We start from the raw sequence: 24166 nt of genomic DNA on the forward strand, positions 1-24166 counted from the left end.
CCGGAGGCGGCGGGGCCTTTGCCCACATGGGTTAGGGAGGTCCGGAAACCTCCCGATCGTGGAGATGGCGGGAATCGAACCCGCGTCCAACGGTGCAGAATCAGGGCTTCTCCGTGTGCAGTTCGCTGTGATTTTCTCGGCCCCGGCGATCACGCGAACAAGTCGCCGACGGGCCCAGTCACTGTTAGATTTCCCTCTTCACCCCGTGACCGGGATCAAGGTTTAGTTCCCTAGCTGATGCCAGGATCCGGGTCGGGAACAGCCCCGGGCTGACACTTCGCAAGTCGCTACTTAGGCAGCGAGGGCGAAGGAATCGCGCTTGGTGTTGGCGATTATTTTTTGCGACATATGGTTTACGAGATCATTGCCGCTTCCTCGACACGCTTCCCCTGTTTCAACAGCCGCTGTCGAAACCGATCATCCCCATGTTGTTTTTTCAATCCTCTCCGGAGACCGGAGAGAGGCGCACCCTCTGTGAGGTGCAGTGCCATCGTACGTGACCAGCGCACACCGATGCCACCGTATTCCCAGGCCGTCGAGCCCTACGCGCCCCGCTGCTTGCGCTTCGCCGCAGCGATCGCCCGGTCCGACTCCCGCCGGTCCTGCTTCTCGCGCAGGGTCTGGCGCTTGTCGTACTCCTTCTTGCCTCGGGCCAGAGCGATCTCGGCCTTCGCCCGGCCGTCCTTGAAGTACAGGGCGAGGGGCACGATGGTGTGACCCGTCTCCTGGGACTTGGCCTCCAGCTTGTCGATCTCCTCGCGGTGCAGGAGAAGCTTGCGCTTGCGGCGCGCGGAGTGGTTGGTCCAGCTGCCCTGGTGGTACTCCGGGATGTGGGCGTTGTGCAGCCACGCCTCGCCCCGGTCGATCTGGACGAAGCCGTCGGTCAGCGACGTCCGGCCCTCGCGCAGCGACTTGACCTCGGTGCCCATGAGCACCAGGCCGGCCTCGAAGGTGTCGATGATCGCGTAGTCGTGCCGGGCCTTCTTGTTCTGGGCGACGATCTTGCGCTTGCCGCCCTTCTCACCGTCCCTGCCCTGCGCGGCCGTGCCGCCCTGCTTGGGCTGGGACTCCTTGGGTACGTACATTCCCTTGCTCATAGTGCCGTCCATTTTCGCACTAGGGAGGGGGTGCGCGGAAAGCCGATTTACGACTCGCCCAGGCCGCTGAGGACCGTCTCGGCCCGCCCGAGGACGCCCCGGTCGGCCTCCAGGTCGGGTGTGATGCCCCGGCCGTCGACGGCCCGCCCGGAGGGGGTGCGGTAGTGGCCGACGGTCAGCTCGGCGACGGAGCCGTCGGGCAGGCGGCTCGGCATCTGGACCGAGCCCTTGCCGAAGGTGCGGGTGCCCACGACGACGGCGCGGCCGCGGTCCTGGAGGGCTCCGGTGAGCAGCTCGGCGGCGCTCATGGTGCCGCCGTCGACGAGCGCCACGAGGGGCCTGCCGGTGTCTCCGCCGGGCTCGGCGTGCAGGGCACGCTGGTCGCCGTCGACGTCGTAGGTGGCGACGAGGCCGCCGTCGAGGAAGGCGGAGGCGGCGGTGACGGCCTCGGTGACCAGGCCGCCGGAATTGCCCCGCAGGTCGAGGACGATGCCGGTGGCGGCCGGGGCCCGGCGTACGGCGTCGCGGACCTCGGCGCCGGCGCCCTTGGTGAAGGAGGCGATCCTGATGACGGTGATCCCGCCGGCGAGTTCTCTCACCGTGACCGGGTCGACGGACAGCCGGGCGCGTCGCAGTGTGAGGTCCCACGCGTGCGTGCCGCGCTGCAGCCCCAGTTTCACGGCCGTACCGGCGGCCGCGTCCGTCGTGTCGCCCCTCAGTAAGGCGACGACCTCGGTGACCGGGCGCCCGTCGACCTTCGCGCCGTCGACGCTGCTCAGCCGGTCGCCTGCGCGGATCCCGGCGGTGGCCGCGGGCGACCCCGCCCGCACCTTCGTGACCTCGATACGGCCGTCGCGCTCGCGTCGCGCCCACAGCCCGACGCCGGTGTACGCGCCGTCGAGGGCCTCCTCGAACTCCTCGTACTCGCCCTGGGAGTAGACGGCGCCCCAGCGGTCCCCGCTGCGGCTGACCGCCCGTTCGGCGGCCTCCACGGGGGACTGGCCGGCGGCCATGGCCTCGGCGGCCGCCTCGGCGACGTCCTCCTGCCGGCCCGCGGAGGCRGCCGAACGGGCCGTACCCGCCGGGGATTTCCGGTCAGGGCCGGGCAGCGAGCCGGTCGCGGCACCGGCGACCAGAACGCTGGCGAAGACCAATGTCAGGGCGGCCCCGCGGCCGAAGCGGCGGGGCTGACAGAACAGGTCACGACCTGACATGCCGGTGAGTCTAGGACAACGCGATGGGGCCGTACGGCGCCTTGCCCGTACGGCCCCATTGGCGTTGGTCACACCTTCAGGTACTTGCGCAGCGCGAAGAACGCCGCCAAAGCCGGCATCAGCAGGCTTGTCGCGAGGATGAGCGGCAGCTTCGTCAACACCGCGTCCCAGCCGATGAAGTTGATCAGATTCAGCTTCTCCGACAGGGCCAGGCCGTGGTCGATGATGAAGTACCGCGCGACCACCAGGAACCCGCAGGCGACCGTCCCGCCGATGAGCCCGGCGACCGCGGCCTCCATGATGAACGGCGCCTGGATGTAGAAGCCGGAGGCGCCGACCAGCCGCATGATGCCGGTCTCGCGGCGCCGGCTGAAGGCGGAGACGCGCACCGTGTTCACGATCAGCATCAGCGCGACGACCAGCATCAGCGCCATCACCGCCCGCGCGGCCCAGTTCATGCCGTTCAGCAGCCCGAAGAGGTTGTCCAGGATGCCCTTCTGGTCCTGCACGGACTGCACGCCGTCGCGCCCGTCGAAGGCGGTCGCGATGACCTGGTACTTCTCCGGGTCCTGCAGCTTGATCCGGTACGACTCCTGCATCTGGTCCGGCGTGAGCGAGGCGGCCAGCGGCGAGTCGCCGAACTGCTCCTTGTAGTGCTTGTACGCCTGGTCCTGCGACTCGTACGTCACCTTCTCGACGACCGACATCTTGTCCAGGTCGGCGAGGATCTCCTTCTTCTGGTCCTCGGTGACCGCGCCCTTGGCGCAGTTGGGGTCGGACTCGGCGTCGCTCTTGTTGCAGAGGAAGACCGAGACGTTGACCTTGTCGTACCAGTAGCCCTTCATCGTGTTGACCTGGTCGCTCATCAGGAGCGACCCGCCGAACAGGGCGAGCGACAGGGCGACGGAGACGATGACGGCGAAGGTCATCGTCAGATTGCGGCGGAGACCGACACCGATCTCGGACAGTACGAACTGGGCGCGCATGGCGTCTCTTTCAGGCCTTTCCGGGACGGGTCGGGTCAGTGCTGGTAGCCGTAGACGCCGCGTGCCTGGTCGCGGACGAGGCGGCCCTTCTCCAGCTCGATGACGCGCTTGCGCATCTGGTCCACGATGTTCTGATCGTGCGTGGCCATCACGACCGTCGTACCCGTCCGGTTGATCCGGTCGAGCAGCTTCATGATGCCGACGGAGGTCTGCGGGTCGAGGTTGCCGGTGGGCTCGTCGCAGATGAGCAGCTTGGGCCGGTTCACGAAGGCGCGGGCGATGGCCACCCGCTGCTGCTCACCGCCCGACAGCTCGCCCGGCATCCGGTCCTCCTTGCCGCCGAGCCCGACGAGGTCGAGCACCTGCGGCACGGACTTGCGGATCTCGCCGCGCGACTTGCCGATGACCTCCTGCGCGAAGGCGACGTTCTCGCCGACCGTCTTGTTCGGCAGGAGCCGGAAGTCCTGGAACACCGTCCCCAGCTGGCGGCGCATCTGCGGCACCTTCCAGTTGGAGAGGCGCGCGAGGTCCTTGCCCAGAATGTGCACCTGCCCATGGCTGGCCCGCTCCTCGCGGAGGATCAGCCGCAGAAAGGTGGACTTTCCGGAGCCGGAGGACCCCACGAGGAAGACGAACTCGCCCTTCTCCACTTCCAGGGACACATCCCTGAGTGCGGGGTGGCTCTGCTTGGGGTAGACCTTGGAGACGTTGTCGAATCGGATCACGGATGCACCACGGGTCGCCGGGGGTAGATGAGCGTGACCATACGCGAACCGGGGTGGGGGCGCAGTCACCGAGASGGGTTGCGGGAGGGTTGTGCGTTTTTGTCGCTGGTTGCCAGTTGATGGCCGGCGGTGCAGCACCCCGAAAGGGGCGCGGGAACCTGCGCGAGCAACCACGACGCAGAGCCACGACACAGGCCCGGCCACCCCCTGTGGAAGCGACCCGACGCAGCATCCGCAGGAACCTGGCAGAGTGGAGGGGGGAACGTTCTCGGGGCTGAACCCGTTGAACCCCCGGAGGGAACTCGCAAGGAGGGTGGCGCATGACGTACGACCGATTGGTGTGCGCGAACTGTGCCGCGCCCGTGAGTGAGGGCCGCTGCCCTGTGTGCCGGGCGAACCGAGAGCGGCTTCAGCAGGAGAACCAGTTCGCGGGCCTGAACCCGATGACGCTGATCGCCCTGCTGGCAGTGCTGATCGCGGCGGTTGCCCTGCTGGCGCACCAGACCGCCTAGGGCGGCGCACACACCGTACGCGGACATGACGAGGGGCCCGGAGCGAAGCACGCTCCGGGCCCCTCGGCCGTACGACGTCAGTCACACGGCGTAGACGTTCGGCTACCGTCAGGCAGCCGCTCCGCCACGGCCACCGGCGAGGCGCGGCAGCACGCGGAAGCCGATACCACCGGCGATCATGGTGGCGGCGCCGACCAGCAGGAACGTGGTCTGCGCGGCACCCGTCTCGGCGAGCTCGTCGCCGCCGCCCTGGGCGGCGGCGCTGGCGCCGGTGCCCGTGCTGTCGGTGTTGGTGTCGGTCAGGGAGGAGGAACCCTCCTCCTGGGTGGAGGCGCCACCGTCGGGGTCGGTGTTGTTGCCCCCGCCGTTGTTGCCGTTCCCGTTGCCATTGCCGTTCCCGTTACCGTTGCCGTTCCCGTTGCCCGGGTCGGTCGGGTCGGTGGTCGGGTCCTCGGTGGGCTCCTGCGGCTCGGTCGGCTCGACCGTCGGGTCCGTCGGGTCCGTGGGCACGTCGGTCGGGACATCCGTCGGAATGTCCGTGGGAATGTCAGTCGGCGGGTCGGTGGGAACCGGCGGCTCGGTCGGGTCCTCGTCCGCGCACAGGATGCCGAGCAGGCAGTTGTCCTCGGCCTCCGCGGCAGAAGCGGCACCCGCAGCGGTCAGCGAGGCGCCGGCCGCGATCACGGCACCGGCCGCGAGGCGCGCGATACGGATCCGCGTCTTCTTCGTCATTTGGTTGCTACCCCCAGTAGCCGAATCGTCAGTGAGGCATCGCTCCGGGGCAGGCCGTGATCGACGGAGGTAGTAGAAACTAGAGCCCCCCGGTTCACATGCGCCCCAGAGATACGCATGCCACGCTTTACCCTTCCCATTTTTCAAGACAACGTCAAGGCCGTTGCGCGCGCGATGTCCAAGTACGGGTTCTTTGCTATGGGTTGGAAGCTGTGAGTGTGATGTAAAACCCAGACATGCAGGCACACAAAAGGCAACTGCCGCCGGGACGGCGACAGTTGCCTTGTCGACAAACTTACTTCTCCTGCTGCTTGCGCCAGCGAATTCCGGCCTCGAGGAAACCGTCGATCTCACCGTTGAAAACGGCCTCGGGGTTGCCGACCTCGAACTCGGTCCTCAGGTCCTTGACCATCTGGTAGGGGTGCAGCACGTACGAACGCATCTGGTTGCCCCAGGAGTTGCCGCCGTCGCCCTTGAGGGCGTCCATCGCGGCCTGCTCCTCCTGGCGACGCCGCTCGAGCAGCTTGGCCTGGAGCACGTTCATCGCGCTCGCCTTGTTCTGGATCTGCGAGCGCTCGTTCTGGCAGGAGACGACGATGCCGGTGGGGAGGTGGGTCAGCCGCACCGCGGAGTCGGTGGTGTTCACGCCCTGGCCGCCGGGGCCGGAGGAGCGGTACACGTCCACGCGCAGCTCGGACTCGTCGATCTCGATGTGGTCGGTCTGCTCGACCACGGGAAGGATCTCGACGCCCGCGAAGGAGGTCTGTCGGCGGCCCTGGTTGTCGAAGGGCGAGATGCGCACGAGGCGGTGGGTGCCCTGCTCGACGGAGAGGGTCCCGTAGGCGTACGGCACCTGCACGGCGAAGGTGGTCGACTTGATGCCGGCCTCTTCCGCGTACGACGTCTCGTAGACCTCGGTCTTGTAGCCCTTCTGCTCCGCCCAGCGCAGGTACATCCGCTGCAGCTTCTCGGCGAAGTCTGCGGCGTCGACACCGCCGGCCTCGGCGCGGATGTTGACGAGCGCCTCACGGGCGTCGTACTCACCGCTGAGCAGCGTCCGGACCTCCATCTCGTCCAGCGCCTTGCGGACGGCGGTGAGCTCGGACTCGGCCTCGGCACGGGTGTCCGGGTCGTCCTCCTCCTCGGCCATCTCGAAAAGCACGGCGAGATCGTCGATCCGCCCGCGCAGGGCCTCGGCCTTCCTCACCTCGGCCTGGAGGTGGGACAGCTTGCTGGTGATCTTCTGCGCCTCGTCCGGGTTGTCCCACAGGGACGGCGCGGCCGCCTGCTCCTCGAGCACGGCGATGTCTGCCCTCAGCTTGTCGAGGTCCAGAACGGCCTCGATCGACTCCATGGTCGAGGAGAGGGACTTGAGCTCTTCGGATACATCGACGACTGCCACGCCTCCAGCGTAACGGCTCCGCCAAGCGGCGAGGTCCGGGCGGCAGGGGCGAGGACGCTACGGGTTTGCCGGGGCCGTGTTGTTCGTGTCCTGGGGCGTTGCGCCGGCGTCGTCGTCCGAGGTGGCCAGCCACGCGCCCACGCCCGCCGCGGCCACCAGCACCACCGCCGCCGCGCCCAGCGCGACCCGGCGTCTGCGGGTGGCGGCCCGATGGCGGGCCGAGCCCGGCCGCGGGGCTCCGGCCGCCCTCGGCACCCGGGCCGTACCGCGCGCACCGCCGGCCAGCTCGTCGGGTGCCGGCACCCTCATCGACGTATGGGTGTCCCGGTTGGAGTCGGCAGGCTTGGCGCCCGGCACGAGCGGCACCGCGCCCCTGCGCCGCACCCGCTCCCCCTGCGGCGCCGCTTCCTCGGCGGCCGGGGCCTCGTCCTCCTCGGGCTCGGCGTCGGGCTCGTCCACGTCCAGCGGAGGCATCCCGGCGATCAGCGGCAGCAGCTCGCGCAGCCGCACGCCCAGCTCGGACGCCCGCAGCCGCGAGGCGGGCGCCTTCGCCAGGCACTGCACGATCAGCTGCCAGAGCTCGTCGGGGATGCCGGGCAGGGGGGCGACCGTCTCGGTGACGTGGCGCCGGAGCACCGCGCCCGGGTGGCCGCCGCCGAACGGTGTGAAGCCCGCCAGCAGCTCGTACAGGACCGTGGCGAGCGCGTAGATGTCGACCGCCGCCCGAGGGGGCAGGCCCTCCACGATCTCCGGCGCCAGGTAGTCCGGCGTGCCGATGATCTTCGTGGCGCGGGTACGACGCGGTGAGTCGATGAGTTTCGCCACACCGAAGTCCGTCAGCAGGGCCGGGTGGGAGCCGCCCGGCCCCAGCGGGCCCTGCATGTCCAGCAGGACGTTCTCCGGCTTGACGTCCCGGTGCACGACCCCGGCCGCGTGCGCCGCCGCGAGCCCGTCCGCGACGTCCGCGACGATCGCCACGGCAGCCTCCGGCGCGAGCCGCCGGTCCCGGTCGAGCCGGGTGCGCAGGTCCGTGCCGCGGACCAGGTCCATGACGAGGGCGAGGTCGTTTCCGTCGACCACCAGGTCGCGTACGGAGACCACGTTCGGGTGCTCCAGGCCGAGCAGCGCCGTCCGCTCCTGCACGAAGCGTCCGACGAGTTCCTGGTCGGACGCCAGATCCTCGCGCAGCAGCTTGACGGCGACGGGCCCCTCGGGCCCCTCACCCAGCCACACCGTGCCGGCGCTGCCCCGCCCCAGGATCTGGTTGGCGGTGTACCGGCTGCCGATCTTCCGTGCCAAGACTGCTCCTACCGACGCGTGTGTCGCTAAAACTACGCGTCCGAGGAGCCAACCTTCACCGCCCGGGCGGAAATCACCCGCCAGGTGTCGACAAATAACCAAACCAGCGCAGCCGCACGGCCTCCGGTCAGTTCGCGCCGGAGCCGCCGCCCGAACTCCCGCCCAGGTCCCCGATCCAGCCGGTCACGGTGGTGAACCAGTCGGAGAGCTGGTCCCAGTAGCTCTTGCCGGTGCCGATCCACTCCTGCAACGGGCTCAGCTCCCAGACCAGCCAGCCCGCGACGAAGAGGATGATGATCGTGAACAGGCATCCCTTGAGGCAGCCGAGCCCCGGGATCCGCATCGGGTTGGCGCTGCGCTGACGCGGCTCGCGCTGGGGGCGCTGCGGCTCCGGCGCGGGCGGCGGCGGTGCGTACCGCTGGGGCTGCTGCTGCGGCTGGCGCGGCGGGGCGTACGGCTGCGGCTGGTGCTGCTGCGGATGGCCGTAGCCGCCCTGCTGCCCGTGCTGCGGCGGCCGCTGCTGGGGCTGCTGGGGCTGCTGCGGGCGGGACACCTGGCGCTGGGGCCGGCGGCGCAGCGGGTCCTGGCTGGGGTCGAGGTACTGGACCTGCGTCTGCTCGTTGCGGTCCCGGGCCGCGCGCAGCTGGTTCTGCCAGGGGTGCGGGTCCTCGGGGCCGGGCTGTCCCGGCTGTCCCGGTGGCATCGGGGGCATGACGGCCGTCGGGTCGGCGGCGCCTCGGCCACCCGGACCGCCCGTGTTCGGCAGGACGGCGGTGGGGTCGGCGGCGCCGGGGGCGCCGGTGTGCGGCAGGACGCTGGTCGCGCCGTTCGGGTCGTACGCACCCGCGCCGTGCTGGAGCACCTGGGTCGGGTCGGCCGAGCCCGGCACAGGGGCCGGCGTGGGGTCGGGGGCGAGCAGCGCGGCGACACCCTCGGCCGCCGCGATCTGCGCGGAGTTCGCGTGCACGCCGATGCCCTCGGCGACGACGCGCAGGCCGCGGGCGAGGTTCTCGGCGCTGGGCCGCCGGTCGGGGTTCTTGCTCAGGCAGCGTTCTATGACCGTCCACAGCGGGTCGGGGACCGTGGAGGGGCGGCGCGGCTCGGCGCTGAGGTGCTGGTGCAGGACCTCCAGGGCGGAGCCGCCGCCGAACGGCGGGCGTCCGGTGAGCAGTTCGTAGAGGAGGATCCCGGCGCCGTAGATGTCGACGGCGGACGTCTGCGGGCGGCCCTCGGCGGACTCGGGCGCGATGTACGCGGGCGTGCCGACGAACTCGTGGGTGCGGGTCAGGCCCGGGGAGTCGGCGAGGCGGGCGATGCCGAAGTCGGTCAGCATCGGGTGCATCTGGCCGTTGTTCTGCTGGAGCAGGACGTTGGCGGGCTTCAGGTCGCGGTGGACGACGCCGTCGGCGTGGCTGGCGGCGAGCGCGTCGGCGATCTGGGCGGTGAGCAGGGACGCGGCGACTGGGGTCAGGGGGCCGTTCTCACGCAGGTAGCGGTGCAGGTCGGGGCCGTCGATGAGGTCCATGACCAGGGCCAGCAGCTCACCCTCGACGACCAGGTCACGGACCCGGACGATGTTCGGGTGGGTCAGCCGCAGCAGTACGGACCGCTCCCGCAGGAACCGCATGACGATGTCGGCGTCACTGGCAAGCTCCTCCTTGAGGACCTTGATCGCGACGGTCTCGCCCGGCTGCCCCTGCACGGCCGCCTCGGCGCCCGCGCTCTCCCGCTGGCGGGCTCGCCAGACGGTCCCCGTGGCGCCACGGCCCAGCGGCTCCTCGAGGATGTACTTGCTGCCTACCGGCCGCACGTCGCGCTCCCTGCTGCTTGCCTACGTTCCGACCCACTGTAGTGCCGTGCCCCGGGGCACCGGCCTGTCCTCATTCTGTGCGTCTTACGTACGGCGTCCCGTACATGTTCGAAGGAAAGACGCTCGGCTCTGTCTTGTGGTTGCCGCAAGCGGACGTGACCGATCTCAAGCGATCGCCCGCGGGTCAACTGTCAGGCACTTTTGCGGGCAGAGCCGACCAATCAAGATCACTTGCCTTCGGGCGGGGGGCGCGTTGTCAGTGGCAGGTGCGAGGATGCCTGACGTACTGGCCGATGTGCTCGTGTGGGGTGGGGAGGGCCCGTCCATCCGACGGGCGCTGGTCCGCGCCCGCGCAGAAGGGACCGCTGACGCCGATGCAGATCCGGCTGACCGTCGTAGACCCGCTGGCCCTGCCTTCCCCGGCGCGGAGCCGCGCCGCGAGCTGCGACGTGCTGGTCACGGCGCCCGCGGGCACGGCCCTGGCCGCGGTGGCGTCGGCGCTCGCCTCGGCGGTGTCCGCCGACGGGGGCACCTCCCGTCCTGGGGGCACCTCCCGCTCGAGCGGATTCGAGAGTGGGGGAGAGGCAGAGCGCGGGGGCGGCCCGGTCGTGCTGTACGCGGGCGCGGAGCGGCTCGACGACCGGCGCAGCACACTCGGCGAGCCCCCGCTGACGGACGGCGCGGTGCTGTCCCTGGGCGCCCCGGCGGCCCCCGAGCCCCACCCCGAGCTGGACGACGCCCCGACCCAGCTCCATGTGGTGGCGGGCCCGGACGCGGGCGGTGTCCATCTGCTGCACGGCGGCGAGATCCGCATCGGCCGCTCCGCCGACGCGGACGTCCCGCTCGACGACCCGGACGTCTCCCGGCTGCACTGCGCGGTCACGGTCGCCGCCGACGGCCGGGTCTCGGTCGCCGACCTCGGCTCGACGAACGGCACGACGCTGGACGGCGCCCGTCTGACCACCCGCCCGGTGCGCTTCGCGCCGGGCGCGCTGCTGCGGATCGGCGAGTCGGCCCTGCGGCTGACTCCGGCCGGCGGTCCGGGCGCCCGGGTGAGCACGGAGCCGGACGGGGAGGGGCATGTCCGCGTCCCCGGCGGGGGCGACCATGATGACGACGTCCGCCCGCGAGTGCCGCAGGACACGGCCGTGCTCCACGCGCGCGTGGCGGACGGCGGCGACCCGGCCGCGCACTCGGCGGACCGGTCCGCCGCTCAGGAGCACGATCCCGTCGAGCCGCCGATCGTGCCGGTCCAGGGCGGGGCTCCGCGGATCGAACGGCAATCCGGCGGGGCCGGGAGGCGGCTCCCGGGACCGCGCGGCGGCGACACCCATGGCGCGGGCTTCGGCATGGGCCCGCTCGGCGCGGGACACGGCGGCGAAGGCACCGGTGAGCCGTCCTCCACGGCCGCCGGGACCGATCTCTCCGAAGGCGGCGCGGGCGGCAGCAGCCGTAAGGGCACCCCGCTGCGGGGCACCGACGTACCGCAGGGTGTGCGCAGGCGGGGCGGGCTCACGGCGTGGGCGCGGCGGCTGGCCGGAGGGCGCGCGGAGCAGGACGAAGCCCCGGACGGGGCGTACGACGAGGACGAGCCGGCGCAGGAGTCCGGGCAGCTCACGGCGGCCGGCGGCCCCCGGATGCCCGAGACCTGGCCGGACCCGGCGTCGCTGCTGCTGACGGCCCTGGGTCCCGGCCCCCGGCTGTGGGAGCGCGCCCCCGGTCATGCGGAGGCGCTCACGGTGCGGCTCGGCACGGCCGACCGGGCGACACCCGACGGCTCGGGGCTGCTGCCCTCCGTGCCGGTGACCGCCGATCTGCGGGAGGTCGGGGCACTGGGCCTGGCCGGTCCGCGCGAGCGGCTCACCGGGCTGGCCCGCGCGGTGCTCGCCCAGCTCGCCGCACTGCACTCGCCCGACGCCCTGGAAGTGGTCCTGCTCAGCGTGGACCGCGCGCGTCCCCTTCAGGAGCGCACCGCCGAGTGGGCGTGGCTGGGCTGGCTCCCGCATGTCCGCCCCGGGCACGGCCAGGACTGCCGCCTGCTGGTGGCCTACGACCGCGAACAGGCGACGGCCCGTACGCAGGAGCTGCTGCGGCGGCTGGAGGACCTGACGGCGGAGACGGCGCCGCGCGGCGGGGGCACGGCGGGCCATGGCACGGCCGAGGTCGTGGCGGACGGCCAGGTCCCGGCTCAGCGCGCCGCTCGACGCCCCTCGTGGGCGCGGGACGACGACCCGGCGGCGGCGGCGTTCGGGTTCGCGGGGCCGTACACCGTGGTCGTCGTGGACGGCGACCCCGGCGGCGCCGACGTGCGCGAGGCGGTGGCACGGCTGGCGCTGGAGGGGCCGCGGGCCGGGATACACGTCGTGTGCCTCGCGGAGACGGCCGCGGCGTCGCCCGCGTCGCCGGTGACGGACACGTACGAGGCGGCGTGCACGGTGTCGCCGACGTTCCGGGAGTGCGGTGCGGTCGCGCTGCTCAGCGGTGATGTGGCGACGGCGCTGCGGCTGCTGCGGGTGGCGCGCGGCGGGGCCGCCGACCAGGGCGCCGTCGGCCGTGAGCGGCCGGCGGACGGCGCAGCGTGGGACGGCGCCGCTCAGCTGCTCGATCCCGCCGCTCCCGCCCATGGACCCGTCGGGCACGGCACGGTCGCCGCGGTGGACGCCGTTTCGCTCGCCTGGTCGGAGCGGTTCGCACGGGCTCTGGCGCCGTTGCGCACGGAGGGCGGCGCCGGCGAGCGGCACGCGCGTGTGTCCGTGCCGTTGCCCCAGGCGGCGCGGCTGCTCGACGAGTTGGGGCTGGCCCGGGCCACGCCCGCGTCGCTGATGGCGCGGTGGGCCGACGCGGCCGACGACCCCCAGGCCCTCGGCGGGCGCGCCTGCACCGTGCTCGGGGCCGGGCCGCGCGGACCGGTGAGCGCCGACCTCGGCGTGGACGGGCCGCATCTGCTGATCGAGGGCCCGCCCGGCAGCGGGCGTACGGAGCTGCTGCGGGCCGTCGTCGCCTCGCTCGCGGCGGCCGAGCGGCCGGACCGGCTCGGCGTCGTGCTGATCGACGGCCGGGACAGCGTCGGCACGGGCGGCGCGCACGCCGAGGGACTGCGGGCGTGCACGGACATACCGCATGTGAGCACGCACCTGACCGCCAACGACCCCGTCCGCATGCGGGAGTTCGCCCAGTCGCTGAGCGCCGAGCTGAAGCGGCGGGCCGAGTTGCTCGGGCGGTCCGACTTCGCCGAGTGGCACACGGGGCGTGAGCTGTCGGGCCGGATGGTCGCGCAGCGCGCGGCGGCGGCCGGCAGCGGCACGGCCGGTGACCTCACGGGCGATCTGGACACCCCGCCCAGTTCCACACTGCGGCTACGGCCGGGGGCGGGGCGTCGGCAGGCCGAGGCCGTACCCCCGCTGCCCCGGCTGGTCGTGGTCGTGGACGACCTGGACGCCCTGATCTCCCCCGCGTTGGGGTCGACGGGCAGGCCGGCGGCCGGCTCGGTGATACGAGCACTGGAAGCCGTGGCGCGCGAGGGCGAGCGGCTCGGGGTGCATCTGGTGGCCGCCACGGCGGTCGGTGGCCGTACGGCGGACTCGGAGCCGGCGCGTCGGGCGACACTGCGGGTGACGCTGGACGCGGTGGCCGCGGGCCCGGACGAACCGGCGCCGGGGCGCGGACGGTTGACCTGGGCGGACGGCAGAGCGGTGCCGTTCCAGGGCGGCCGGGTCACCGGGCGTATCCCCCGCACGGCGACGCTGCGGCCGACGGTCGTGCCGTTGGAGTGGCACCGGATGGGCGATCCGCCGGCCCGGCGTCAGGTGCGCGAGCTGGGCAACGGTCCTACGGATCTGGCGCTGCTGGCGAGTGCGGTGGAGCGGGCGGCGCGGGAGGTGGCGGCGGCTGAGGTGCCGTCACTGCTGTGACGCCCGTGCGCATTTCAGCCCGTCCGGGGGTTCCCCTGCTCGAAGTGCCCGGGAGAGATTGAGGACGAGGCCGTTCAGGCCGATGGCGGGGGTGTGGGGGCGCGGCCCTCAGCGACGCTCACCCCAACGCTGGGCACCTGGTCACGAGGCGGTCACGATCTCCTGCTTGACAGCGGACGCGGTCTTGCCGCCCCCAAACCCAGGGCGTAGACCAGATCACACGGGACAGCGCTCGAACGTTCGACGAGGCACGAAGAACGGGGCAGTGATGCGCAGCACGAGCAGCAAGAACCGGACACGCAGGGCCGCCAGAACCGCGGCAGCCGTCTTCGCGGGCGCCCTCGCACTCTCGCTCACCGCATGCGGTGGCGACGACGCCAACGGCAGCGGAAACGAACAGGGCGGATCCGGCCAGGAGTCCGCCGAAACCGTCACCCTTCCCAAGCTGGACGGCGAATCCCTCGAGGTGGCCGCCGTATGGACCGGTGCCGAGCAGGCGAACTTCAAGAAGGTCCTCGCGGAGTTCGAGAAGCGCACCGGCGCCAAGATCACCTTCGTGCCCGCCCAGGACCCGATCATCAACTTCCTCGGCTCGAAGGTCGCGGGCGGCCAGCCGCCGGACATCGCGATGCTCCCGCAGCCCGGCGCCATCAAGCAGGCCGTGGACAAGAAGTGGGCCAAGCCGCTGGGCGCCGACGCGGTCAAGGAGTTGCAGGAGAACTACTCACCGGGCTGGCAGGACATCGGCAAGGTCGACAACAAGCAGTACGGCGTCTACTACAAGGCCGCCAACAAGTCCCTGATCTGGTACAACGCCCAGGTCTTCGAGAACGCGGGCGCCACCGAGCCCAAGACGTGGGACGAGCTTCTCACCGCCGCCCAGACCGTCTACGACTCCGGTGTCACGCCGTTCTCCGTGGGCGGCGCGGAGGGCTGGACCCTCACCGACTGGTTCGAGAACGTCTACCTCTCCCAGGCCGGTCCCCAGAAGTACGACCAGCTCGCCAAGCACGAGATCAAGTGGACCGACCCCTCCGTGAAGGACGCGCTCACCACACTCGCCCAGGTGTGGGGCAAGAAGGACTATGTGGCGGGCGGCGCGGACGGCGCGCTGCAGACGGACTTCCCGGCCTCGGTCACCCAGGTCTTCACCGGCGGCGACCAGCCGAAGGCCGCCATGGTCTACGAGGGCGACTTCGCGCAGGTCAACATCACCCAGGCGAAGGCGGCGGTCGGCACGGACGCGAAGGTGTTCCCGTTCCCGACCGTCGGTGACACCGCGCCGGTCGTCTCCGGCGGCGACGCGGCCGTCATCCTCCAGGACTCCAAGGCGGCGCAGGCCCTGGCGACCTTCCTGGCCTCCCCGGACGCGGCGACGATCCAGGCGAAGCTCGGCGGCTACCTCTCGCCGAACAAGAACGTGGACAACTTGGCGTATCCGAACGAGGTGCAGCGCAAGATCGCCAAGGCGCTCATCGACTCCGGCGACGACTTCCGCTTCGACATGTCCGACCAGGCCCCGCAGGCCTTCGGCGGCACCCCCGGCAAGGGCGAGTGGAAGGCCCTGCAGGACTTCCTGAAGAACCCGTCCGACATCGCGGGCACCCAGCAGCAGCTGGAGTCCGACGCGGCCGCGGCGTACGGAAACTGACGCCATGGCGTCCGCGGAAGCGGCGGGGGGCACCGCGCCCCCTGCCGCACCCAAGTCGCGCAAGAGTGTGACCGGGACCCGCAGGTCCGTGGCGGCGCTGTTCCTGCTGCCCGCCCTGGTGCTGCTCGGCGCGCTCGTGGTGTACCCGATCGGGTACTCGCTGATCCGCAGCTTCTACGACCAGTCCGGCGACGGCTTCGCCGGACTCGACAACTACGAGGCCCTGTTCACGGACGACGGCATCCGCACCGCCCTGAAGAACAACATCATCTGGGTGGTGTTCGCCCCGACCGTCGCGACCGCGCTCGGTCTGATCTTCGCGGTGCTGACCGAACGGGTGCGCTGGGGCACGGCGTTCAAGCTGGTCGTCTTCATGCCGATGGCGATCTCGATGCTGGCCGCCGGCATCATCTTCCGGCTCGTGTACGACCAGGACCCGGACAAGGGCGTGGCGAACGCGGTGTGGGTGGGCGTCCATGACACGTTCGCGCAGGCGTCCGCGTTCCCGAAGGCCCACCCGGGCCGGGAGTCGCCGCTCGAAGCCGCGCCGGGCGGCGGTTTCATCACCAAGGCCACCGTCAGCGCCGGCACCCCGGTCGCCCTGCCCCTGGTCGGCGTCGCCCCCGACCGGATGCCGGACGACGCGCACAAGGCCGTACAGCCGAAGGCGGAGTCCGGCAAGGTCACCGGCACGACCTGGCAGGACTTCACGCGCGGCAAGGGCGTCGGCACGCTCGGCGGGGTCGACGCGGCCGAGCTGGGCTATGCCGGGATGACGATCGAGGCGGTCAAGGACGGCAAGGTCGTGGCGTCCACGAAGGCGGCCGACGACGGCACGTTCACCCTGCCGGCCGCCGCCGACGGGGCCCGGCTCAAGCTCCCCGCGGACAACTTCAAGGAGCCGTACAACGGCCTGGACTGGCTCGGCCCGTCCCTCGTCACACCGTCCATCATCGGGTCGTACATCTGGATGTGGGCCGGATTCGCGATGGTGCTGATAGCGGCCGGCCTCGCGGCCATCCCGCGCGATCTGCTGGAGGCGGCCCGGGTCGACGGCGCCAACGAGTGGCAGGTGTTCCGCAAGGTCACGGTGCCGCTGCTCGCGCCTGTCCTCGCGGTCGTCACCGTCACCCTGATGATCAACGTCCTGAAGATCTTCGACCTGGTCTTCATCATCGCCCCGGGCTCCTCCCAGGACGACGCGAACGTCCTCGCGCTGGAGCTGTACCGCAAGGGCTTCTCCGAGGACCAGCCGGGCATCGCGAGCGCGATCTCGGTGTTCCTGCTGCTGCTCGTGATCCCGGTGATGTGGTTCAACGTCCGTCGGCTCAGGCGGGAGGGACGGCGATGAGTACGGATGCCGGAAGGCTCACCAAGGCGGCGCCCGAGGCGCTCACCGTCGTCAAGGGCGAGCAGTCCCTCGGCGGTCGGATCGCCTCCTTCGTCAGCGGCGGGCTGGTGCGGGTGTTCCTGATCCTCGTCGGCCTGTTCTGGCTGGTCCCGACGATCGGGCTGCTGATCTCCTCACTGCGGCCGCCGCAGGAGATGACCGCGAGCGGCTGGTGGGAGGTCTTCAGCAAACCCTCCCAACTCACCTTCGAGAGCTACGACAAGCTGCTCGGCAACAGCGACATCACCGACTCGATCCTGAACACCGTGCTGATCACGGTCCCGGCGACGGTCCTCGTCGTCGTCATCGGCTCGCTCGCGGGATACGCGTTCGCGTGGATGGAGTTCCCGGGCCGCGACTGGTGGTTCCTGGGCGTGGTCGGCCTGTTGGTGGTGCCGGTGCAGGTGGCGCTGATCCCGATCGCCGAACTCTTCGGCAACATCGGCATCTTCGGGTCCCTGATCGGCGTGATCGTCTTCCACGTCGGCTTCGGGCTGCCGTTCGCGGTGTTCCTGCTGCGGAACTTCTTCGCGGAGATCCCGAGGGAGCTGCTGGAGGCGGCACGGCTGGACGGCGCCGGTGAACTGCGCCTGTTCTTCCGTGTCGTGATGCCGCTCGGCGGTCCGGCGATCGCCGCGCTCGGCATCTTCCAGTTCCTGTGGGTGTGGAACGACATGCTGGTCGCGTTGATCTTCACGGACGCCGACAGCCAGCCGATCACGGTCGCCTTGCAGACCCAGGTACGCCAGTTCGGCAACAACGTCGACGTCCTGGCGCCCGGCGCGTTCATCTCCATGGTGATCCCGCTGGTCGTGTTCTTCGCGTTCCAGCGGCAGTTCGTGTCCGGCGTGATGGCGGGCGCGGTCAAGTAGCCGCAGAACACGGGACGCTTGCGCGAGAGCGACACGCCCAAGGGGGCGGGACGACACCGGCCCGCCCCCTGCCGGTCACTCACGGTCCCCCGTATGCCTGAGGACGCGTAACCAAGTCACTCCATCGGCCGTTCCCGGGCCGAACGCCCGCACCGATCGATGGATGCCCCTTGCCCAGGTTCAGTGTCATTGTCCCCGTGTACAAGGTGCAGGCGTACCTGCCCGGGTGCCTGGAATCGGTGCTCACACAGTCGTACCCCGATCTCGAACTGATCGCCGTCGACGACTGCTCACCGGACGCCTGCGGCACGGTCAGCCCGCGGCACTTCGACATCTTCGAGCAGTACGACCGTGTCTTCGCCTACGTCGACGCCAGCCCGGAACTCGTCCGCCGGCGCCCGCTGCTGTTGCGGCGGATGGTGGACCATCCGCTGGTGGTGTTCGCCCGGCGCGGCCGCCTCCCGCGCCGCAGCCGCGCCGCCTTCCTGCGCAGGGCCCGGACGTACTACCGCCGCTACCACTCCCCCGGCGTCCCGGTGCCGGCGCGCACCCGCGTCCACTACACCCTCGTCCGCCTGGGCCTGCACCGCATCCGTCACGCGCTGCAACTGACGGCGGCCCTGGTCCGCCGGACCGCCAAGGTCACCGGCCGGCTGCTGAAGCGGCTGCGCGCCGGTGCGCTGCGGCTGCACTACCGCCTCCAGCGCTGCCTTCCGGTGCGCGTGAACCGCGCCGTCTTCGCCGCGCACGGCGTCCGTGGGCACGGCTGCCACCCGGGCGCCCTGGAGCAGGCGTTCCGCGCGCACGCCCCGCACATCCGCACGGCCTGGATCGCCGTGATCCACGCCGACGACCGGGAGGCGTACGGGGCGGCCCGCGGCACCTGCTTCGACCTGCACTCCTCCCCGCCGGGCGCGGTGTCGCGCGGTGCGGACGAGCTGATCGACATCTTCGCCACCGGTCACTGGCGCGGCTCGCGCTCCGCCCGGCTGAGGGGGGCGTTCCGGGAGCGCTTCTGCCCGTACGACGACGGCCGTCATGTGGTGCTGGGCGAGGCCGGCAAGCCGTCCGTCGTACCGCTCGACAAGCGCCACCCCGTGCCGTCGCCGGCCGCGTCGCTCACGCACATCCCGCTCGCGCCCCTGCCGCACCCCGCGGGGCCCGTGGCCGTCACCGAGAGACGCTGACCGGCGTATCCACCGAAGAGGAGTCCGTATGCCCTCCAGCCCGTCACGGCCCACACCGAGCCGGCCGCCCACCGTGCGTCCCGCGGGGCGGCCCGGCCGTGGTCGCGCCGGCTGAGGCCCCCCGGCCTCCTCCCCTATTACGGCCGCCAGAACATCGACAGAGCATCGACAGAAAGAGCAGTATGCCCCGCTTCAGCATCGTTGTTCCGTCCCACGGGGTCGCGGGGCGGCTGTCCCAGGCGCTGGATTCGGTCCTGGCCCAGTCCTTCGGCGAGTTCGAGCTGATCCCGGTCTGCGACGGCCCTGACGCACCGACGGCGGGTGTCGCCACCGGGTACGCCGAGCGGGACTGCCGGGTGGCGCCCGTGCACTCGCCGCCGGTGGCGGGGAGGGCCGGGGCGCGGGACGCCGGGCTGCGGGCCGCGACCGGTGACTGGCTGCTGTTCCTGGACGGCGACGACGTGCTGGTGCCGGGCGCCCTGGCGGCGCTGGACGCCCGGCTGGGCAAGACCGGTGACGTGGATGTCCTGTACTTCGAGCACGAGCGGACCCCGTGGTGGGTGGGCGAGCCGACCAACCCGGCCGCGCCGGTGCTCGCGGGCACGCCGGACGGGGTCTTCCCGCCCGAGCGGGCCCCGGAGCTGACGGGGGTGCGGCTGCCGGCGTGGAGTGCGGCCTACCGGCGTGCCTTCCTCGCCGAGCGGCACCTCACCTTCCCCGCGGGCCACTTCACCGACGTCGGCTTCGGCGGCCTGGTCGTGCTGAGCGCCGAGCGCGTGGCGGTGCTGCGCCAGGTCGTCGTACGGCATCTGCTGCGGCGGCAGGGCAGCCGGCTGGACCTGCCCGGGGAGCATCACTTCGAACTGCTCGACCAGGCCGAGCTGGTGCTCGCTCAGGCTGCCGAGCAGGGGCTGTCCGGGGAGCGGCTCGGGCCGCTGTTCGAGCAGCTCTTCGCGGCGGTGCTGAAGACGGCCGCCCATCCGCGCCGGCTGCCGGGCCGGCGCCGCGCCTTCTTCCGCCGGGCGAGCGGGCTGTACCGGCGCTACCGGCCCGCCGGGTTCCGGACGCCGGCCGGCAGCCTCGGGGTGCAGCACCGGCTGCTGGCGAGCGGGTCCTACCTGGCCTTCCGGGCGTTGCGCGGGGCCAACCAGGCGGTGGCGAGGGCCGCTTCGGGTGTGCCGCGCCCGCGCGGGCTGCGCACCCGGCTGCGGTACCGGCGTCAGCTGCGGCGCCGGCTGGACCGGAACCTCGCCGTGTACTGCGCTTACTGGGGCCGCGGCTACGTCTGCAACCCGGCGGCGATCCACGCCAAGGCGCGCGAGCTTGCGCCCCACATCCGCTCGGTGTTCCTGGTCGAGGCGGACCGGGCGCACACCGTGCCGAAGGACGTGGAGTACGCGGTCATCGGCAGCCGTGAGTACTGGGACGTCCTCGCCCGCGCCAAGTACCTGATCAACAACGCCGACTTCGCGGACGCCGTGGTCAAGCGCAGGGGCAGTGTCCATCTGTCGACCCAGCACGGCACTCCGCTGAAGAAGATGGGCGCCGACCGGGCGACGTACCCGGTGGCGGCGGCGACCGGCGGCTTCGCCGGGCTGCCGGCCCGCGTCGACCGCTGGGACTACAGCCTGTCCGCCAACCGGCACTCCACCGAGATGTGGGAGCGGGCCTTCCCCGCCGCGTACGAGACCCTGGAGTACGGCTGTCCGCGCAACGACGTCTACTGCACGGCGACCGCCGCCGACGTCGCGCGGGTGCGCGGCGAACTCGGTGTCCCCGAGGGCAAGAGGGCACTGCTCTACGCGCCCACGCACCGCGACCACGCCACCGGCTTCGAGCCGGGCCTCGACCTTCAGGCGCTGTGCGAGGAGATCGGCGACGAGTACGTCGTGCTGCTGCGCGCCCACCACTTCTACGACCGGGGCGGCGCGCGCGGGGCCGGCCGGGTCATCGACGTCACCGGGCACCACTCGTCCGAGGACGTGTGCCTGGCCGCCGACGCGCTGATCACCGACTACTCGTCGATCATGTTCGACTACGCCAACCTGGACCGGCCGATCGTCGTGTACGCCGACGACTGGGACGTCTACCGGGAGCTGCGGGGCGTCTACTTCGACCTGATGGAGGCGCCGCCGGGCCGGGTGGCGCGCACGCCGGGCGAGCTGGCGGCCCTCCTGCGCGACGGGTCGTACGCGGACGAGGAGGCCGGGGCCCTGCGCGCCGCGTTCCGGGAGCGCTTCTGCGAGTTCGACGACGGGCGCGCCGCCGAGCGGGTCGTGCGCCGGGTGCTGCTGGGCGAGCCGCCCGAGGCGCTGCCGCCGGTGGTCCCGCTCGCCGAGCGCAGCCCCGCCCCCGCCGCGACGACCCTCGTGAGGAGCTGACGTGCCCCGCTTCAGCATCATCGTCCCCGTGTTCAAGGTGCAGGGCTTCCTGCGGGAGTGCCTGGACTCGGTGCTCGGGCAGTCGTACACCGACTTCGAGGTGATCGCCGTCGACGACCGCTCCCCCGACGGCTGCCCGGCCGTCCTGGACGGCTACGCCGCCCGCGACGCCCGGGTGCGCGTGCTGCACCTGGCGGAGAACGTCGGTCCCGGCCGGGCCCGCAACGCCGGTCTGGTGGAGGCGAGCGGCGACTACGTCCTGTTCCTCGACGGCGACGACCACTACACGCCGGGCCTGCTGGAGGCGGTCGCCGCGCGTCTGGAGGCGGCCGACGACCCCGACATCCTGGTCTTCGACCATGTGCGCACGCACTGGTGGGGCCGCGGCGGGCGCAGTTCGGCGGCGGACCTGCTGGCGGCGGCCGGCACGGGCACGGTCAGTGTCCGCGAGAACCCGGAGTATCTGCACCTGTTCCCGGTGGCCTGGAACAAGGCCTACCGGCGTGACTTCTTCCTCAAGCACGAGCTGGCCTACGCCCCCGGTCTGTACGAGGACGCGCCCGTCACCTACCGCTCGATGGTGCTGGCCGACCGCGTCGCCTGTCTGGAGCGGATCGGGGTCGAGCACCGGCAGCACCGGCAGGGCGCGATCACCAGGACGCCGAGGCGGCGGCACTTCGACATCTTCCCCCAGTACGAGGGCCTGCTCGCGTTCCTCGAAGGGCGCCCGGATCTCGCGTGGGCCCGCCCGCTGCTGTTCGAACGGGCCCTGGACCACATGCTGTTCGTGCTCGCGCGCGAGGACCGGGTGCGGCTCGGTCACCGGCCGGACTTCTACCGCGCGATCCGCTCCTTCCACGCCCGCCACCTGCCCGGCGGCTTCACCCCGCCCGACGGCCGGCGCGGCGAGGAGATGCGGCTGCCGGCGACGGCGTCGTACACGTCGTACGCCATGGCGCGCGGTCTGCGCGAGGTGCGTGCGGCGGTCGGCAAGGGCGGGCGGCGGGTGGCGGGGGCGGCGACGCAGCGGACCCTGCGCGCCTGGTACGCCACCCGGTCCAAGCCGCCGCTCGATCCGCGGCTGGCCGTGTACTCGGCGTTCTCGCACCGGGGCGTGCTCGGCGATCCGGCGGCGATCCATGCCAAGGCCGGCGAGATCGCCCCGCACATCAGGGGTGTGTGGGTGGTCCGGGAGGACGCCGTGGACACACTCAAGCCCGGCATCGACTTCGTGACGCCGGGCTCGCGGCGCTACCACGAGGTCATGGCACGGGCCACGTACTGGGTGAACAACGTCACCTGGCCCGACACCCTCGCCAAGCGCCCCGGCAGCGTCCACATCCACACCCACCAGGGCACCCCGCTCAAGTACATGGCGGCCGACCTGCTGACCAGGCCCGGCGCCCGGCACGGCGTCGACGTGCCGAAGAAGCTGCGGCGGGCCGACCGCTGGGACCACAGCCTGGTGGCCAACCGGCACTCGGAGCTGGTGTGGGAGCGGGCGTACCCGTGTCACTTCGCGTCGGCGCGGACGGGCAGCCCGCGCAACGACGTGCTGGTGAACGCGGGTGCCGAGGCCGGTGAGGCCGCTCGTGCGCGGCTCGGCGTCCCGGCCGGGCACACCGTGGTGCTGTACGCGCCGACCCGCCGCGAGTACCGCCGGGGCGGCCATGTCGACCGGATCGACCTGGCCCGGTTCGCCCGGGACCTCGGCTCGGGGCACACGCTCGTCGTCCGGCTGCATCCGTCGCTGGCGAAGGGCATCGCGCGAGGGTTCGGCCTGGCCGATCTGCACCGGCGGGGCGTGCTGATCGACGCGACGGACGAGCCGCACGTCGAGGACGTCATGCTCGCCGCCGACGTCCTGGTCACCGACTACTCCGCCCTGATGTTCGACTACGCCAACCTGGACCGGCCGATCGTGATCCATGCCGACGACTGGGGGGCGTACACGGCGAGCCGGGGCGCCTACTTCGACATCACGGCCGACGCGCCGGGTCATGTGTCGTGCTCGTACCGGGAGTTGGCGTGGCTGTTCGCGTCCGGGACCTGGCAGGACGGGGAGTCGGCGCGGCTGCGGCAGGGGTTCCGGGAGCGGTTCTGCGAGTTCGACGACGGACGGGCCGCCGAGCGGGTCGTACGGACGCTGATGCAGGGTTCTTGACGCCCGCCGACCGGCTCACCCGATGAGGTGACGTGAGGCAATGCCGTTGACCCGACCGGGAACATACGGCAAATGCCCCGAACCGATGCAACCTCCCACGTCGGAAAGGCGGCCGTCAGCACTCTCGCCCAGGGGACGGTGCGCGGTGCCACCGCGCTGCGCGGCTGCCGCGGCCCGCATCCGACGCCGTACCAGGTCTTCGGCTTTGCGTTCTTCCTGGTGATGCTGCTGGCGTACTGGGCCGTGCCGCTGTGCTGCGACGCGGGCCAGCACGCGGCGGTCGTGGAACGCCTGAAGGCGGATCTGCTCCATCCGCGCCACCCGATGGCGGACCTGCCGGGCGCGGGCAGCCCGTACTACTCGCCGTACGCGCTCGCGCAGGGCGTGTTCGCCCGGCTGACCGGGCTGGGCGGCTGGGAGGTGGTGCGGCTGGCCGGTGTGCTGAACCTGGTGGTGCTGCTGACCGGCATCGGCCGTTTCGTGCGGGTGCTGACGCCGCGGCCGTGGGCGCCGGTGCTCGCCCTGGGGACGATGACCCTGCTGTGGGGGACCGAGCGGGCCTGGTCGAGCGGCTACCTCAGCCTGATGTCGATGACCGGCAACCTCGGCTACCCGTCGGCGTTCGCCATCGGGCTCACCTTCTGGGCCTGGGCCTGGACGGGGGCGCGGGCCCGGGGGCAGGGGCCGGTGCGGTACGTCGGGCCGAGCGGACTGCCCGCGGTCGCCGGGTACGCCGGGCTGGGCGCGCTGTACGGGCTGGTCCTGCTGATCCATCCGATCACCGCGGCGGCCGCGGTGTCGGGGGCGGTGGCGTTCGTCGCCGGGTGGCAGCG

General features: G+C 71.9%; 16 protein-coding genes, 1 other RNA gene and 1 pseudogene. 9 read left to right on the forward strand and 9 right to left on the reverse strand.

The window, feature by feature from the left end; translation table 11 throughout:
* Positions 1 to 56: 56 nt before the first annotated feature.
* From ssrA to ftsE, 5 genes are all read right to left on the reverse strand, one after another.
* Positions 57 to 425, reverse strand: a transfer-messenger RNA (tmRNA) gene (gene ssrA, locus EAO75_RS37660).
* A gap of 117 nt (positions 426 to 542) precedes the next feature.
* A complete protein-coding gene (smpB, locus tag EAO75_RS37665) occupies positions 543 to 1085 on the reverse strand; it encodes an SsrA-binding protein SmpB (RefSeq protein ID WP_261989662.1) in 543 nt (180 codons plus the stop codon).
* A 59-nt stretch (positions 1086 to 1144) separates the two neighbouring features.
* On the reverse strand, positions 1145 to 2311 hold the full coding sequence (locus EAO75_RS37670) for a S41 family peptidase (protein WP_147999601.1): 1167 nt from the start codon (positions 2309 to 2311) through the stop codon (positions 1145 to 1147).
* Between the two features lie 68 nt (positions 2312 to 2379).
* Positions 2380 to 3297, reverse strand: coding sequence for a permease-like cell division protein FtsX (ftsX, locus tag EAO75_RS37675; protein WP_147999602.1), 918 nt, complete (start codon positions 3295 to 3297; stop codon positions 2380 to 2382).
* A 35-nt stretch (positions 3298 to 3332) separates the two neighbouring features.
* Positions 3333 to 4022 carry a cell division ATP-binding protein FtsE gene (gene ftsE / locus EAO75_RS37680; RefSeq protein ID WP_147999603.1) on the reverse strand — a complete coding sequence of 230 codons (690 nt, stop codon included), beginning with the start codon at positions 4020 to 4022 and terminating at the stop codon, positions 3333 to 3335.
* 320 nt (positions 4023 to 4342) lie between these two features.
* On the opposite strand from ftsE, the gene EAO75_RS37685 reads away from it, so the two are divergent.
* Positions 4343 to 4534, forward strand: a complete 192-nt coding sequence (locus tag EAO75_RS37685; RefSeq protein WP_147999604.1) for a hypothetical protein — start codon at positions 4343 to 4345, stop codon at positions 4532 to 4534.
* A gap of 108 nt (positions 4535 to 4642) precedes the next feature.
* Here EAO75_RS37685 and EAO75_RS37690 read toward each other — a convergent pair whose 3' ends face one another.
* The 4 genes from EAO75_RS37690 to EAO75_RS37705 all read right to left on the reverse strand — a co-directional run bounded on the left by EAO75_RS37690 (position 4643) and on the right by EAO75_RS37705 (position 9777).
* Positions 4643 to 5266, reverse strand: a complete 624-nt coding sequence (locus EAO75_RS37690) for an LPXTG cell wall anchor domain-containing protein (protein ID WP_147999605.1) — start codon at positions 5264 to 5266, stop codon at positions 4643 to 4645.
* 295 nt (positions 5267 to 5561) lie between these two features.
* The gene (gene prfB / locus EAO75_RS37695) at positions 5562 to 6668 is read right to left on the reverse strand and encodes a peptide chain release factor 2 (protein WP_147999606.1); all 1107 of its coding nucleotides are present in this window, start codon (positions 6666 to 6668) and stop codon (positions 5562 to 5564) included.
* A gap of 57 nt (positions 6669 to 6725) precedes the next feature.
* Entirely contained in the window at positions 6726 to 7967 is a 1242-nt protein-coding gene (locus EAO75_RS37700) for a serine/threonine-protein kinase (protein WP_147999607.1), read from the reverse strand.
* A gap of 127 nt (positions 7968 to 8094) precedes the next feature.
* Positions 8095 to 9777, reverse strand: a complete 1683-nt coding sequence (locus EAO75_RS37705) for a serine/threonine-protein kinase (protein WP_147999608.1) — start codon at positions 9775 to 9777, stop codon at positions 8095 to 8097.
* 374 nt (positions 9778 to 10151) lie between these two features.
* Here EAO75_RS37705 and EAO75_RS37710 point away from each other — a divergent pair, with 374 nt between their 5' ends.
* The 8 genes and pseudogenes from EAO75_RS37710 to EAO75_RS37745 all read left to right on the forward strand — a co-directional run.
* Positions 10152 to 13688, forward strand: coding sequence for an FHA domain-containing protein (locus tag EAO75_RS37710; RefSeq protein WP_147999609.1), 3537 nt, complete (start codon positions 10152 to 10154; stop codon positions 13686 to 13688).
* Positions 13689 to 13956: 268 nt separating this feature from the next.
* The gene (locus EAO75_RS37715; RefSeq protein WP_147999610.1) at positions 13957 to 15339 is read left to right on the forward strand and encodes an ABC transporter substrate-binding protein; all 1383 of its coding nucleotides are present in this window, start codon (positions 13957 to 13959) and stop codon (positions 15337 to 15339) included.
* Positions 15340 to 15343: 4 nt separating this feature from the next.
* A complete protein-coding gene (locus EAO75_RS37720) occupies positions 15344 to 16690 on the forward strand; it encodes a carbohydrate ABC transporter permease (protein WP_410092646.1) in 1347 nt (448 codons plus the stop codon).
* Entirely contained in the window at positions 16687 to 17601 is a 915-nt protein-coding gene (locus EAO75_RS37725; protein ID WP_147999611.1) for a carbohydrate ABC transporter permease, read from the forward strand. Before EAO75_RS37720 ends, EAO75_RS37725 begins: the two co-directional genes overlap by 4 nt.
* A gap of 170 nt (positions 17602 to 17771) precedes the next feature.
* Positions 17772 to 18788: a glycosyltransferase family 2 protein gene (locus EAO75_RS37730; protein ID WP_147999612.1), complete on the forward strand. Its 1017-nt coding sequence runs from the start codon at positions 17772 to 17774 to the stop codon at positions 18786 to 18788.
* Between the two features lie 182 nt (positions 18789 to 18970).
* Positions 18971 to 21169 (forward strand): CDP-glycerol glycerophosphotransferase family protein, encoded by a 2199-nt coding sequence (locus EAO75_RS37735; RefSeq protein ID WP_147999613.1) that lies wholly within the window; start codon positions 18971 to 18973, stop codon positions 21167 to 21169.
* Position 21170: 1 nt separating this feature from the next.
* On the forward strand, positions 21171 to 23333 hold the full coding sequence (locus EAO75_RS37740; RefSeq protein WP_147999614.1) for a bifunctional glycosyltransferase family 2 protein/CDP-glycerol:glycerophosphate glycerophosphotransferase: 2163 nt from the start codon (positions 21171 to 21173) through the stop codon (positions 23331 to 23333).
* 72 nt (positions 23334 to 23405) lie between these two features.
* A pseudogene (locus EAO75_RS37745) lies at positions 23406 to 24166 on the forward strand (hypothetical protein); the annotation flags it as partial.

The sequence above is a fragment of the Streptomyces sp. UW30 genome (genome assembly GCF_008042075.1).
GTDB lineage: Bacteria > Actinomycetota > Actinomycetes > Streptomycetales > Streptomycetaceae > Streptomyces.